11 protein-coding genes and 1 pseudogene are annotated in these 13,729 nt (G+C 41.1%); 6 read left to right on the forward strand and 6 right to left on the reverse strand.

The window, feature by feature from the left end:
- Positions 1–545: 545 nt before the first annotated feature.
- The 4 genes from WA1_RS35990 to crcB (WA1_RS36005) all read right to left on the reverse strand — a co-directional run bounded on the left by WA1_RS35990 (position 546) and on the right by crcB (WA1_RS36005) (position 3,393).
- Entirely contained in the window at positions 546–2,201 is a 1,656-nt protein-coding gene (locus WA1_RS35990; protein WP_081403009.1) for a mechanosensitive ion channel family protein, read from the reverse strand.
- 7 nt (positions 2,202–2,208) lie between these two features.
- Positions 2,209–2,430, reverse strand: a complete 222-nt coding sequence (locus WA1_RS35995) for a bestrophin family ion channel (protein ID WP_017745779.1) — start codon at positions 2,428–2,430, stop codon at positions 2,209–2,211.
- A gap of 79 nt (positions 2,431–2,509) precedes the next feature.
- The gene (crcB, locus tag WA1_RS36000; RefSeq protein WP_017745778.1) at positions 2,510–2,926 is read right to left on the reverse strand and encodes a fluoride efflux transporter CrcB; all 417 of its coding nucleotides are present in this window, start codon (positions 2,924–2,926) and stop codon (positions 2,510–2,512) included.
- 68 nt (positions 2,927–2,994) lie between these two features.
- The gene (gene crcB, locus WA1_RS36005) at positions 2,995–3,393 is read right to left on the reverse strand and encodes a fluoride efflux transporter CrcB (protein ID WP_026134924.1); all 399 of its coding nucleotides are present in this window, start codon (positions 3,391–3,393) and stop codon (positions 2,995–2,997) included.
- A 633-nt stretch (positions 3,394–4,026) separates the two neighbouring features.
- Between crcB (WA1_RS36005) and WA1_RS36010 the strand changes: the two genes are divergently transcribed.
- The 6 genes from WA1_RS36010 (at position 4,027) to panD (ending at position 12,191) form a co-directional block, all read left to right on the forward strand.
- Positions 4,027–4,773 carry a MinD/ParA family ATP-binding protein gene (locus tag WA1_RS36010; RefSeq protein ID WP_017745776.1) on the forward strand — a complete coding sequence of 249 codons (747 nt, stop codon included), beginning with the start codon at positions 4,027–4,029 and terminating at the stop codon, positions 4,771–4,773.
- 317 nt (positions 4,774–5,090) lie between these two features.
- The gene (locus WA1_RS36015) at positions 5,091–6,326 is read left to right on the forward strand and encodes a hypothetical protein (RefSeq protein WP_148662839.1); all 1,236 of its coding nucleotides are present in this window, start codon (positions 5,091–5,093) and stop codon (positions 6,324–6,326) included.
- Positions 6,327–6,422: 96 nt separating this feature from the next.
- The gene (locus WA1_RS36020; RefSeq protein WP_017745774.1) at positions 6,423–7,799 is read left to right on the forward strand and encodes a pyridoxal phosphate-dependent decarboxylase family protein; all 1,377 of its coding nucleotides are present in this window, start codon (positions 6,423–6,425) and stop codon (positions 7,797–7,799) included.
- A 55-nt stretch (positions 7,800–7,854) separates the two neighbouring features.
- Positions 7,855–9,246, forward strand: a complete 1,392-nt coding sequence (locus tag WA1_RS36025; protein WP_017745773.1) for an MATE family efflux transporter — start codon at positions 7,855–7,857, stop codon at positions 9,244–9,246.
- Between the two features lie 19 nt (positions 9,247–9,265).
- Positions 9,266–11,728 (forward strand): non-ribosomal peptide synthetase, encoded by a 2,463-nt coding sequence (locus tag WA1_RS36030; protein WP_017745772.1) that lies wholly within the window; start codon positions 9,266–9,268, stop codon positions 11,726–11,728.
- A 19-nt stretch (positions 11,729–11,747) separates the two neighbouring features.
- Entirely contained in the window at positions 11,748–12,191 is a 444-nt protein-coding gene (gene panD, locus WA1_RS36035; RefSeq protein WP_017745771.1) for an aspartate 1-decarboxylase, read from the forward strand.
- A 24-nt stretch (positions 12,192–12,215) separates the two neighbouring features.
- On the opposite strand, the pseudogene WA1_RS53775 reads toward panD, so the two are convergent.
- Positions 12,216–12,534 (reverse strand): annotated as a pseudogene (locus WA1_RS53775) (IS66 family transposase); the annotation flags it as partial.
- Positions 12,535–12,577: 43 nt separating this feature from the next.
- Positions 12,578–13,729 (reverse strand): carboxynorspermidine decarboxylase, encoded by a 1,152-nt coding sequence (nspC, locus tag WA1_RS36045; protein ID WP_017745769.1) that lies wholly within the window; start codon positions 13,727–13,729, stop codon positions 12,578–12,580.

The raw sequence follows: 13,729 nt of genomic DNA on the forward strand, positions 1-13,729 counted from the left end.
AATTTTTGCAGATAAAGCGAAGGGGTTTTCAAATCTTCTCTCCTTATAGGAGAAAGGTTTTGACTAAACTTTGCCAATTTTCAAACATCCTCTAATATCAATTAATGGGACTTAGACAAAAAACACTCATAAAAAGGCGACAGACGGAAATCTGAAAACCCAGATCGCATCTGAATTTCTTAATTATGAATTACGAATTAATCTTACAGAATTTAATTACCGACAATTAAATACTTACAACAGTTTAGGGTAATAAAACATATATGTAAAGTCTAATACATTAGAATTTATAATTATGGAAGCTATACCTTTTAGGCATACACTATAAAATTTCTAAGCGTCCTGGAGTGGGGGTACGCAAAGAACCCACAATATTGGCATTCCCCCCAACCGTTTTCTGTTTGTTATTTCAATAAATAGGAAAATTAGGAAAAGTGATTTTTCAAATGAGTACGGGTAGAGGAAGAGACTGCGGTGAAGATTCCAGAAGCATTAATTCTTGTTGCAAAGTTTTTCAAAGGCGTCTTTGCGCCTTTTCGTGACTTTTATCGATACAAGTAGGATTGCCGCAACTGCCGAATAACTTCACCTTGCACTTCGCTTTTGACCCGATAGCCACGCTGACATTGTTCCAATTTAATATTGTCTACAAAGAACCTAACAATATATTCCACTGATGCGACTTGTTGAGTATTGTTCTCCTTTATTTTCTCCATCCAAATTTTTGGAGCTTGCCACAACGGTTGAGGACTTTTGAACCTTTCGTTAAGCCAATTAGCTAATTCTAAGACATAGTCGTCCAGTTTCCTTTCATCAACTTTGTGTTGGTAAATATTCTGATACAACTTATTAACTCTTAGCTTCAGCAATTCAATTTTTCTCTCCCATTCTTCTTGTAAATTATCGGGATCTTCCTCTGTCAAATCTGGGTCTTTTAGCCATGTTTTATACCATGTTCTCACTGAATTAATCAGCATATCTTCTTCGACTAATTCTTTTATTGTAAATAATCTTCGCTTGCCTTGGCAATCGCCTACCACCTCTAACCCAATTTCTTTGATAATATCTAGATAATTGTTTTGAATATTTCGCCTTTCCTCTATGTCCAATCCATCCTTTTCTAGAATCTTGATTTTCTCGCTCAAATCTCTGAGTTTTTGGTTGATTTCTTCGAGAATTTTGTTGACTTTCTTTTCCGCCAATAGGCGTTCTCGTCCAGTTTCTTTCTTTAAGCGTCTGCGTTCATCGAACTCTGTCTCTTTCTCGAATTTATAATAGTTATCCATAACTTGAAGCTTGCAATCGATATTTCCTAGTGTATCTGGATGAGCTAGGACAACTTCTTTGAGAATACTTATGGCTTGACCTAGCTCTACATCTACTCGTAAAGGAACGCTGAGTGAATAGCAGTAGTGCGGAGCCGGACGACTCAGATTGATGATCTTTTGACTTTCCAAACTTCCGTTGGGAATATAGATTTCACAATTGGTATCAATTAGCAGCAATTTAGTTAAGCGCACACCTATCTTTTTAATCACCGCGACTGAGCCATCTGATAGGCTAATGACATCCCCAAACTGAAAGGGTGTATCAATCAACAGGACTAAGCCGCTAAAGAAGTTTGCCAAAATATCCTTCAGTGCAAAACCTAGCACAAACGTAGCGCCCCCAAATGCCACCCACAGCCCAGTTAAATCCAGTCCTAAAGACTGTAAAAACAAAAAGCCTCCAATTATGTAGATGAGCAGTGGTAAGGTAGTTTCTAGCAGTGGTACTAAGACATCATCCCACATAGCCTCAGTATTTTGGGCGTATTTTTTCAAGTAGTAAGCAATAACTTGAGTAAATAGTTGAGCGCTCCAATAACTAGCAGCCGCGACAATTAAAGCCGATAACACTTTCTCAAATAAAGGAATGAACTGAGCGTTCCCAAAACTCAGCATCGAGATTTTCAAAGCGCTAAGAATGAGAATTGTTAGCAGCGGAACCTGTGAAACATTCAAAGCAACAATGGCAATCTCCCTTTCCCGGCGGCGAAAGAATAGACGCAACCCATAGAACAGGGTTATGTATATTAAGAAAACGACAATTGCCCAAGTGACTAGGCTCGATAGAAAAGAACTGAATTGACCCACCATAGGCAGAGGAAGTTGTAGTAAGCGAGTTGTAAAGTTTAAGGTTTCTCTCAAATTATCTATCATTTGAAATTTAAAGAGGTTTCCCAGCTAGAGTCGGTTGGTTGACGGCAAATCCTTTGTGATAGGCGATCGCAATTAGAAAGGCAAATATCATAGTGGCTAGTACTCGTCGCCAAATGGCACGAATCACAGAACTTCTGAAATCAATTGCTAAATCTAACCACGTCGATCTCCTGATGAGTTTCATCTTCCCTCGTCTTCCTACACCTAATTTACCTTGAGAGCGTTGCATATTTGCGTTATTGGTTTCGTGGGACAGCCCTTCCCTTGTACTGACGGGCTGTTCTGCTCATCCCACAAGATTTATGTCATTAATCAGCAACGCTGGATTTAGAATTAAGCTTACCTAATGTTACACCCAATTGCACACCAAGCATCCCAACTAGCATACTGCCTAACCAATAGATTAAAGCTACTGTTGTATTACCTTTATCTATTTGGGTAAAAATCTCTAATCCGTAAGTCGAAAAAGTGGTATAAGCTCCACAAAAACCAGTTGCGATCGCTAACCGAACTTCCGGTGAAAATTTTTGAAGCCTTTGCTCGTTTAAGGTGTAAAACCAAGCAATAATAAAACAGCCTGTTACATTAATAAAAAACGTTCCATAGTAGGAAAAATCTTTACCAATCATTGCTTTGGTAAATTCAGTTATAAAGTAGCGCCCTAAAGCACCTGGAATAGCACCTAAGGCGATCGCGATGACAGTGCGAATAAAAGTGTTTTGCATTATCAAAAGTTTCCTTGACAATTAAGTGATTAAATACAGGTTAGTATTTTTGCTAAAATGAATCGCTACTATCCCACCATTCCCTTCGCTAAATAGCTCCCTAATACAATACCAATGACTACTAAAACTGCACTGCCTGCCCAATAAAAAATGGTGCTTCCCTGCTTGCCATTTCGCCACAGCGTCAATGTATCGTATCCGTAGGTTGAGAAGGTTGTATAAGCTCCCAAGAAACCAGTTCTTACCAGTAAATCTATCTCAGGTGGAAATCCTTTAATCCCTTTAAATAAGGTGAAGAAAAAGCCCATGAGTAAACAGCCTGTGAAATTGATAATAAAAGTCCCGTAAGGAAAGTTTGTACCTATGGCTCTTTTACAAAATTCAGTTAGATAATAGCGACTCACAGCACCAGGAACTGCACCTATCGCGATCGCAAGCACACCGAATAAAGTAACATTCTGCAGCAATTTGCACACTCTTTAGCTAATTACATTCTATGAGATTAAATTTAATTTTTGAGAATAAAAACTTTATTGAATTTTAATGTAATAGGACACCTCCGTAAAGTCTAATGCTTTATAAGCATAATAGTTATAACTTTTAAATATATCATGCTGGCTCTTTAGTATTAAATCTCCATAAAAGTCTTGCTATAACAGGTTTCTATAACTTTTTACTTCTAAAATTTTGTTGGTAAAATTTGTCAAAGTGCAAATCAGTAAAATAAGTAGGATAAGTAGGACGATTTATTATCATTTTTTTTGAATAAGAAAATCATGAAATCCAAAAGTGCTAAAGCTAGAAAAGCTTAACTCATATATAATAAGGATTTTAAAAAATAAGAAATAGAAGGATAAGTAGGTTTTCAAAATACTTTTGACAAAATATAAACAGTTTAGCGAGAGTTTTCTTTTTTGGATACTTGTGTTACTCTTTCAATTGAGAGAAATAAGTGATTGAAAAAATTCAGCGAGGGCTTGAAGGTTGTTAAAGATAGAACAGTTTATCAAGGATTTATTAACTTCGTAAGCGTAGGAACGCTATTAATTATAGCTGGTACGTTGAACAACCAAAGGCTTATCAAACGATGAGGAAAAACAATGACTAAAATTATTTCAATTCACTCCTATCGAGGTGGTACGGGAAAATCTAACACCACCGCGAACTTAGCAGCAACTGCTGCTTTATTAGGCAAGCGAGTTGCCTTGGTTGATACAGACATCCAATCCCCTGGTGTGAACATCCTTTTTGGGTTAAAAGATGACCAAATCAAGCATACCCTCAATGATTATTTGTGGGGACGCTGCGAAATTAAAGAAGTCACCCATGATGTCAGCGCTGTCCTCAACGGCGAAGGCGGAAGCATTTATCTCATTCCTTCAAGTATGAAAAGCGACAACATTGCCAAAGTTCTCAGCGAAGGTTACGATGTCGAGTTACTTCAAGAAGGATTATACCAACTCAATAACCTGCTAAATTTAGACTATCTCTTTATTGATACTCATCCGGGAATTAACGAAGAAACTTTACTCTCAATCGGCATTTCCGATACCTTAATAATTATCCTCCGTCCCGACCAACAAGACTATTTAGGAACAGCAGTAGTCATTGAGGTTGCAGAAAACTTAGAAGTTCCCCAAATGTTGTTAGTAGTCAATCAAGTATTACCAGACTTTGACCTCAAAGCGTTGCGACAGAAAGTAGAAGCAACCTACAACAAACCTGTTGCGGGAATTATGCCCCTTTCTACTGAGATGATTCGCTTAGGTAGTCAAGGATTATTTTCCTTACAGTATCCCGACCACGAATTAACGGCTGGATATAAAGAGATTGTTTCTCATATTTAATGCCACAGCTAACTCAATTCGTTAGAAATCGTTCACCACACGAACAAAAGAACCACCTTCCGGTGCATAAAATAGAGCTTGTAAAACAGTTTTTTTGACTGGTTATCTGACATTTTTTAGTTGCCATTTTGGGATTTTTTATACTATGCTAAGTATAGAGTTTAAGACGAAGAGGAAGATTCAATAAGGTGACCTGTGCGCTCCAATTAACAGTGTAAACATTAATAATGTAATTATATAGCAACGACATAGGATTAGCGTATTTGACAAAGTTTAGCGCTGTGTTTGGCTTGCCAAAAAAACTTCACTTAGTTTTTATGAAAAAAGTAACCTTTCCTTTAATAAATACAGATACTTATATGCCTCTCAATTTAGAGAATCTTTGTTTGCTAGCACCCCAGGATTTACTCAGCAGTTACCCATTAAGTCAGCCCGTTGCCATTCAGGTACATCAGGCAATAACGCAACTTCAACAAGCCTTGTCTCAAGAGGAATCTTTGCAGGCGAATACTATCAATACCGCCTTACAGCAACTTACCCCATTGGAAGTCATTCCCCTGGCGAAAGAATTCTCCACTGGCACTAACTTGAAGTACCAGCAAGTTCAAGAGTTTGACCGCTATATGGAAGTCCAACACATTCAAGCCGAAGAACCTGCTAAGTTAATAGTTACGAGCCTATTGAGAGTTTATTTAGGTTTTTTAGAAATTAGTACATATCTTCCTTTTAATTCTAACAAAGCATCTGTTAAAGCTGGATTTAAAACTTATGCTCTTCTCTTAAAAAGAGCGTTTAAATTAGACGAATACAATTTAAATAATATTTTCAATATGATTGTTTTAAAAAACGATCAGATCGAGTTAAATCTTGATCCAAACCAAAAGCTTTCTTCCCTTCATATATGGAAGAAAGGACATTGGGTATTTTTAGTATTTAGCCAAGCCTTAATTATAAGTTTAAATCGCTTGGTTGCTGCCATTGGTAACGACCAACTCAACCAAGCAAAAGTTGAGTTAGAAACGGCTACTGAACTTATGTATGCATCGGGAGCGGCAATGAAACTTACTGGTAATTTTACTAAAGAGAAATATGAAAGTGAAATCCGCCCTACTATGACTCCTGGTCATCCCCAGTCGTTAGTACAGTCAGAAAATTTAAGTGGGTTAATGATGTGGGATCACGATTATCTGATTAATGTTATTTGCAAGCAAAAGCTATTACCCATCATGAAAACTCTACCTGCAATTCTCGAAACCGAACACGAAAAATTTGTCCGAGCTTACCAAGGTGGAATATCTGATGGACACAAGAGTATTTGTGCAGAATTTGGAGGAGGAGAGATAGGGTCTTTGATAGCTACTTCTGAAAGTAGTGCTGCCATCAAAAATTTGCAGAAATTTGAAAAGAACCGAGCTAAAATACTCGATCCACAGGGTCGGGTAACGGGTGACTGTCCGTTAAATCAGACTCTGAGAGCTAAAACGTCTCTACAAATGATTCAATCTTGGAAGAAAAGAAAAAAAACTCAACATCCTCCCAATCTCGAATCCTGAATCTTCCCAAAATTTTACAAGGAACCAACTTATAAACTGATTCTGGCACTCAAATGCTGATAATGTCTGTATAAATTCACAACAGGATGCCAACAAATGATATTAGAAAAAGAAAGTTTAGGATTACTTCAAGAAGCACTAGCACGACTAGAAGAAGGTTTTCACAATCTGCCAAAATGCGATCTCTCTCCTAACTTAGATGCTTTGAGACTCATCCTTTTGGAAGTTGCAGACCGGATGCAAGACAATTATCCCTATCCCCATCCCCTCTACGCTGGGCAAATGCTCAAACCTCCCACGGAAATTGCCCGTCTTGCTTACACCCTATCCCTTTGGATCAATCCCAACAATCACGCTCTTGATGGTGGACGGGCAAGTTCGGCAATGGAGAGAGAGGCGGTTGCAGAAATTGCCAAAATGTTTGGTTGGGAAACCCATTTGGGACATCTGTGTAGTGGTGGGACAATGGCGAATTTAGAGGGCTTATGGGTTGCAGAAAATTTACAACCAAACAAAAAAGTTGTCGCTTCTAATCAAGCACACTACACCCATTCAAGAATTTGTGGCGTGCTTCGCCTTCCCTTCCAATCCGTTCCCTGTGATAGTCACGCCCGAATGGATGTAGCAGCCCTGAAAAAACTTCTACAAGAAGATGATATTGGGACGGTTGTTGTCACTATTGGGACGACGGCAACTGGTTCCATCGATCCGCTACCTGAGATTCTCGAACTACAGGCTGAATATGAGTTCCGCATTCATGTAGATACTGCCTACGGCGGCTACTTTACTTTAATCGATAATCTTGATACCGAAACCAAAGCCGCTTTTGACTGTCTCAAACGGGTTGATTCTATTGTTGTCGATCCGCACAAACATGGACTCCAACCCTACGGCTGTGGCTGCATTCTCTTCAAAGACCCCTCTATAGGGAAGCTTTATAAACATGATTCACCCTACACCTACTTTAGTTCTGAGGAACTGCATTTAGGTGAAATTAGCTTGGAATGTTCAAGACCGGGTTCATCGGCAGTAGCACTTTGGGCAACTCAACGGTTACTACCTCTCATTCGGGGCGGTCAGTTTGCTGCTTCTTTAAGTCAGTCGCGAAAAGCAGCACTGACTCTTTTTGAAAAGCTGCAAAATGATTCGCGATTTATAGTAATTTTCCCGCCACAACTGGACATTGTTGTTTGGGTGGTAAAATCTCAGAGTGCAAGTGAATCTTCACGACTGGCAAAGGAGATTTTTGAAGCGGCGGCACGAGAAAATCTCCATCTAGCTATAGCGAACTTACCGAAAGAGCTATTGTTAGAGACTGGGGAAGAAATCAATTGGGATCGGGACTCTATTACCTGTCTGCGCTCCTGTCTGATGAAACCCGAACACCTGGATTGGATAGACCATATTTGGCAAATCCTTAACTCGGTAACGAACAAAGTACTTCAGACTGGGGAATTTAAACGGGCTTCATAAAGTTTATTAATTCCAATAGAAGAAAAATAACATAACTGTCACGAGGGAAATAGAGTTGGTATCATTCGAACGCTCCAAAGTATTTTTAGAAGCTCAAGCCTGTTTAAAATTGGCAATTCCTTTAGCTGCCGCACAGTTATCTGAAATTTCTACTAGCTTTACTGATACAGTGATGATGGGCTTACTGGGGAGCAAAACTCTCGCAGCAGGAGCATTAGGCTCTACGACCTACATTGCCCTCCTTTGGACGAGTTCAGGTATGGTTTCGGCGGTGGGAGTCCTCACTGCGATAGCCTTCGGCGCGGGTCAACTCCAACACGTCCGTAATATCGCCTATCAAGGACTTTGGTTAGCTGTTCCTTTATCGATTCCCATCATGCTACTGCTGTGGAATATGGCTCCTATTTTGCTGCACTTGGGACAACAAGAAAGCACTGTCCTCCTCACTCAGTCTTATCTACGAGCAATTGTCTGGGGCTTTCCTGCCTTGATTGGCTTTTCTGTCCTGAAAAACCTTGTGTCTGCCCTCAACCGTCCCCAACTCATTATGGTGATTATGGTAACTGGAGTAGTTGTTAATGCCGTTGCCAACTACATCCTCATGTTTGGCAAGTTGGGTTTACCTGCCCTTGGTTTAGCGGGGATAGGTTGGGCAAGTACTCTGACGCTTTGGGGTCAATTCATCGCTGGAATGAGTTTGATCGGCATAGACAAAGAACTTAGAACCTATCAATTGTTCGGTCATTGGTATCACTTTGATGCTCTAGCCTTTATTGAAATTATCAAAGTCGGTTTACCCACAGCTATTGTTTTTGCCGTAGAAATCAGCCAAAATACCTTTGTAGCCTATCTTATGGGTTATTTAGGGACTATTCCACTTGCCGCTCATCAAATTGCCATCCAAACTGTAGGAATCGTCTTTATGGTTCCTCTAGGCATTTCCTACGCCACTACTATGCGCGTGGGACAAAAGTTGGGGGAAAACGATCCAAAAGGGGTGAGACAAGCAGGGTTTGTGGGGATGGCATTGGGGGCAATATTTGTGAGTATCGTAGCTTTGATTTTTTGCTTATTTCCTGACTCCATTGTAGCAATTTATCTAAATACTAAGAATCCAGATAACGCAGAAGTTGTGCGACTCGCTATCACTTTGTTAGGTCTAACCGTCGCTTACCAAATCTTCGACGGAATGCAAGTCATTGCAGGTGGAGCATTACGGGGATTAAAAGATACTCGTGTTCCCCTACTAATTGGTCTGTTTGCCTATTGGTTAATCGGGTTAGGGAGTGGTTATTTGATGGGAATCTATTTGCATTGGGGCAGCACTGGTTTGTGGTTTGGTTTAGTTCTAGGACTCTTATCAGCTGCTGTGAGCTTAACCTGGCGTTTTTACTGCAAAACTACTGCGCTGTTGGAGTCTAGAGCGATCGCTATTCAAGAGAATTAATGAGACTTAATTAGCAAAGATGGACAATCTATTAAACCAGTGCATTCACCATCTCTTCCAAGAACAGGCTTCCAAAACCCCGGAAAAAATCGCCCTTGTTATGGAAAACAGGAAGCTCACCTACTCAGTAGTGAACAAGCAAGCGAACCAGCTTGCAAACGCGCTGCGATTTCTTGGAGTACGGTTAGAAACCCCAGTAGGCATCTGCTTGCGACGCTCGCCAGAAGCAGTGGTCGCCATTCTGGGAATCTTAAAAGCAGGCGGTGCTTACGTCCCCGTAGATCCACACTTCCCAGAAGTCAGAAAACAGTACATTATTGAAGATTCTGGTTGTGAAGTTCTGATAACAGAAAAGTCACTTCTGAATACTCTTCCCCCCTTTGAGGGACAGATTCTCCTGGTAGACAACGAATCTCTATCCAAACAAGAAAGCAGCAACCCAGACGTTGCCGTTACTCCCGATGCCTTAATGTACATTTTGTACACCTCCGGCAGCACTGGGATTCCCAAAGGCGTTTGTGGAATTCACCGAGCCACCGTTAATCGCTGCATTTGGATGTGGAATCAGTATCCTTTTACCTCTAACGAAGTGTGTTGTCACAAAACCACCCTCAACTTTGTGGACTCAGTTTGGGAGATTTTTGGGGCATTGCTCAAAGGATTAAAAGTCGTCATTCTACCCCATGCCTCCAGTGCCAATCCTCAAGAAATGATTGGCTTCCTTCACAAAGCCAAAGTGACTCGCATCATCCTCGTACCTTCTTTGCTACAAGAGCTGCTCAATACTCGCCCAGATTTGGGAGAAGCCCTTCCTGCTCTCAAAATTTGGACGGTCAGCGGAGAGCGACTGACGCGAAATTTGTTGCAGAAATTCAGAGCAAGTGTGCCTCACGGGATTTTGCTGAATCTTTACGGAAGTACCGAGGTAGCAGGTGACGTCACTTGGGCTGAGTTTGCGGGGGATATAGGAAACCTAGAACGGGATGTGCCAATTGGTCAACCCATCCTTAATGCCGAGATTCATATCTTGGATGAAAATTTGCAGTCAGTTCGCCCAGGCAAGGTAGGCGAACTGTGGATAGGAGGTGTTGTGCTAGCACGCGGATACCACAAAAAGCCTCAAGAAACCAAAGCTCGATTCATACCCAATCCTTGGTCTGGCAACGGTATTCTCTTCAAAACAGGAGACCTAGTAACCAGAGACAATAATGGCGTGCTGTACTATATAGGTCGGGTTGACAATCAGGTGAAAATTCGGGGATTTAGAGTAGAACTAGAGGAAATTGAAAAAGTCTTAGCGCAGTTCCACCCAGAAGTATCTAATGTCACCGTTATCTTTCAGGAAAACGAGGAGACACCAGAAACAAAACAGCTAGCGGCATTTGTTGTTCCTTCTACAGTTAATGTGGATGCAATGAAACAGTACGCCCTCGCCAAGCTGCCCCATTACATGGTGCCAGTGAGACTCGTCGCTGTAGATGAACTACCCCTAACTCCCAATGGTAAAGTCGATCGCCAAGCCTTGTCTGGCATGAGTGGGTGGAGATTCAGAATCATTGATTCGGAAAAGCAGCCTCAAACCGAAACAGAAAAGTTGTTAGCAAACATTTGGCGGCAGATGTTTCTTGTTTCTCCTGTTAGCAAAGACGATGATTTCTTTCACCTAGGTGGGGACTCTTTGTCTGTTGTATCATTGCTGAACAAACTAAAGCAGGAATTTGAGGTACACATTCCCCTTTCCAACTTTGTCAATGAGCCGTCCCTCGCATCTTTAGCAAAGCTTTTCGACAACTACAAACAGATAAAGCCTTGGACAGTGGTTGAGGTGCACTTGAGTGATGTTGAAATCGTTCCGTTCGAGAAGCAATATTTAGAACAGACTGTGGCATTAGTCAGCGAATCCTTCACCTCAAGAGAACCCTTGGGAGTCAGTTTGGGTCTTCAGAAAGAAGAGTTCAATATCTTTTCTGAACAACTTTGTAGAAACTGCCTCTGCGAGAGTTTATCCTTTGTTGCGTTCCATCGGCTTTCTGGAAATGTTATTGGATTTTGTTTGAGTGAAGATTTTGCTAGTTCCCTGGCGGAGGAATTTGAGATTCCTGAGTTCTTGAATCCAATTTTTGCGCTATTGAATTCTTTAGAGCAGATGTACATCAAAAGTTATGGGGAGGTGAAAGTAGGAGAAATTGTCCATATATTTATGTCAGGTACGTCTTTCGATGTAGACGGTGCTGCTATTGCCTTAGCTTTGGAAAATAAGATACTAGAAGTAGCAGCAAGTTTAAACTACAAGCGTGCTGTGACAACTTGTACGCATTCGGTTACGAAATATATTGCTCAAGAGTTGGAATATCAACGAAGATATGCCGTGCAGTACGAGTCTTTTGAGTTTGAGGGCAAGCGCGTTTTTTCTAATGTTCCTGCCCCTCATAAAGAAGCCGTTCTGTTTGAAAAAGTGCTTGAAAAACAATCATTCCATTGACATATACAGGAAAAAAATAATGGCTAGAATTAGACTGCTGCACGCCAAACTACATCAAGTGCGCGTAACGGATGCAAATGTTAATTATGTAGGCAGCGTCACGATTGACAGTGAATTAATCGATAAGGTGGGAATTCTGCCTTTGCAGGAGGTGGAAATTTGGAATGTTAGCAATGGCAACCGCTTGTCAACCTACGTGTTGTCAGGAGAGCCTGGAAGTGGTGTCATTTGTCTCAATGGTGCAGCAGCTCATTTGTGCGAGCCAGGAGATTTTGTGATTATTGCTGCCTATGAAGAACGCGATCGCGCTGAGGTATTCCGCACCGGACACGAGGCGCGAGTGGTGATTGCCGATGAACACAATCGCTGTAAAAAGTTTTTCTCCCAGACTTTAGATCCTTGTCAGGGCAAACTCCTATTTCACGCCGAGGTAACCGAAATAACAGCAACAACCAATTTCTGAGATTTTCTTAGCAAAAACAGCGGATTATTTGCGCTCGCACCAAGTTCCCTTCGCCGAACTGACAACCAAGCCAGAACAACAGCGAGCAGAAGCAACAGCTTGTGTCATAAATTCCACAACATTACGACGTTCGTACCTTAGGGTAGTAACCACGGTCATCATTCGCGCAAAAAAAGTACTACCAGTGCGCGTTTGAGAACCAAAGCTAGTACGTCCCTTTTCGGACAGCAGGACGAATAGCTCTTTCAGCCGCGTTATTAGTTGGTTCCACGCCTTCTGTTGTGACAAATAGCCACATTGCTTTTTCAACCTTGAGTAGTTGGCGACAAGTGCGAACTGTTTTTGTCCGTAAAAGCCAATACTTTACTGTTCCAAAGCGTAGCAACTTATCCCAATCTAGCACGATAATCCTGATAAGAAAACTGTCGCCATAAAATGAAACTACCATCTTTTTTGAGCGTGCCAATGGAAGGATGCACTACCCCATTAAACATGGAAGTTTTGACCATTGTATAGTGCATCATATCTTCAAAAATTAAGCGATCGCCAATAGATAAATCTTCAGCAAAAGCATAATCTCCTAGAAAATCTCCTGCTAAACAACTCGATCCCCCCATGCGATATACTTTTTCACTGTCTTGAGGCTCGTGCGCCCCCCGAATTACGGGTTTATAGGGCATTTCTAAACAATCTGGTGTATGAGCAGTAAAAGAGATGTCTAACATAACATTAATAAGTGCAGGAGTAATAATTAAATCTTGCACTGTACTCAGTAAAAACCCAGTTTCCCAAGCGATCGCCGAACCTGGTTCAATAATTAACTTAATATGGGGGTAGCGTTCGTGAAAAGCCTTAATCACCTCAATCGCGTGAGCCACATTGTAATCTTTACTAGTCATCAAATGACCGCCGCCAAGATTTAGCCATTTTAATTGAGGTAGAAAACGCCCAAATAACTGCTCTATTTGTAATAAGGTTTTCTCCAACGCATAAGAATCGCTTTCACATAAATTGTGAGACAAAAACCCCTCAATTCCCTGTGGTAAAGTATCTCCAAGCTGATTTTGTGAGACCCCAAGACGTGTATGGGGCATACAAGGATTATACAGCGAGGTTTTCACTGGGGAGTATTCAGGGTTAATTCGCAAGCCTATCGACAGATGAGACGATGATTTCGCAATAATAGGCGCAAATCTTTCCCACTGCGTCACTGAATTAAAGGTTATATGAGAAGCTAAGGGTAAAATCTGCGGTAAATCTTCATTTCGGTAAGCAGGGGAATAGACATGAACTTCCCCGCCAAATTCCTCCGCCCCCAATTGCGCCTCCCATAATGAACTTGCTGATACACCCTGAAGCGTTTTACGAATAATGGGGAAACTATGAAACAGAGAAAACCCCTTTAATGCCAGCAATACATTGATAGGGGCTTCCCGTTGTAATCTTTCAAAAATAGCCAAATTTCGTTCTAAAAGTGCCTCTTCCAACACAAAACAGGGCGAAGGGATATTTTTGAATAAATCGCTAGTTTGGGTCAT

The organism is Scytonema hofmannii PCC 7110 (genome assembly GCF_000346485.2).
GTDB classification, from domain to species: Bacteria; Cyanobacteriota; Cyanobacteriia; order Cyanobacteriales; family Nostocaceae; genus Scytonema; species Scytonema hofmannii.

What these genes read in the sequence shown, in the direction of transcription:
- WA1_RS35990 (WP_081403009.1), bottom strand. Translation starts at nt 2,201, where the DNA reads ATGATAGATAATTTGAGAGAAACCTTAAACTTTACAACTCGCTTACTA.
- WA1_RS35995 (WP_017745779.1), bottom strand. Translation starts at nt 2,430, where the DNA reads ATGCAACGCTCTCAAGGTAAATTAGGTGTAGGAAGACGAGGGAAGATG.
- crcB (WP_017745778.1), bottom strand. Translation starts at nt 2,926, where the DNA reads ATGCAAAACACTTTTATTCGCACTGTCATCGCGATCGCCTTAGGTGCT.
- WA1_RS36010 (WP_017745776.1), top strand. Translation starts at nt 4,027, where the DNA reads ATGACTAAAATTATTTCAATTCACTCCTATCGAGGTGGTACGGGAAAA.
- WA1_RS36015 (WP_148662839.1), top strand. Translation starts at nt 5,091, where the DNA reads ATGAAAAAAGTAACCTTTCCTTTAATAAATACAGATACTTATATGCCT.
- WA1_RS36020 (WP_017745774.1), top strand. Translation starts at nt 6,423, where the DNA reads ATGATATTAGAAAAAGAAAGTTTAGGATTACTTCAAGAAGCACTAGCA.
- WA1_RS36030 (WP_017745772.1), top strand. Translation starts at nt 9,266, where the DNA reads ATGGACAATCTATTAAACCAGTGCATTCACCATCTCTTCCAAGAACAG.
- panD (WP_017745771.1), top strand. Translation starts at nt 11,748, where the DNA reads ATGGCTAGAATTAGACTGCTGCACGCCAAACTACATCAAGTGCGCGTA.
- nspC (WP_017745769.1), bottom strand. Translation starts at nt 13,729, where the DNA reads ATGACCCAAACTAGCGATTTATTCAAAAATATCCCTTCGCCCTGTTTT.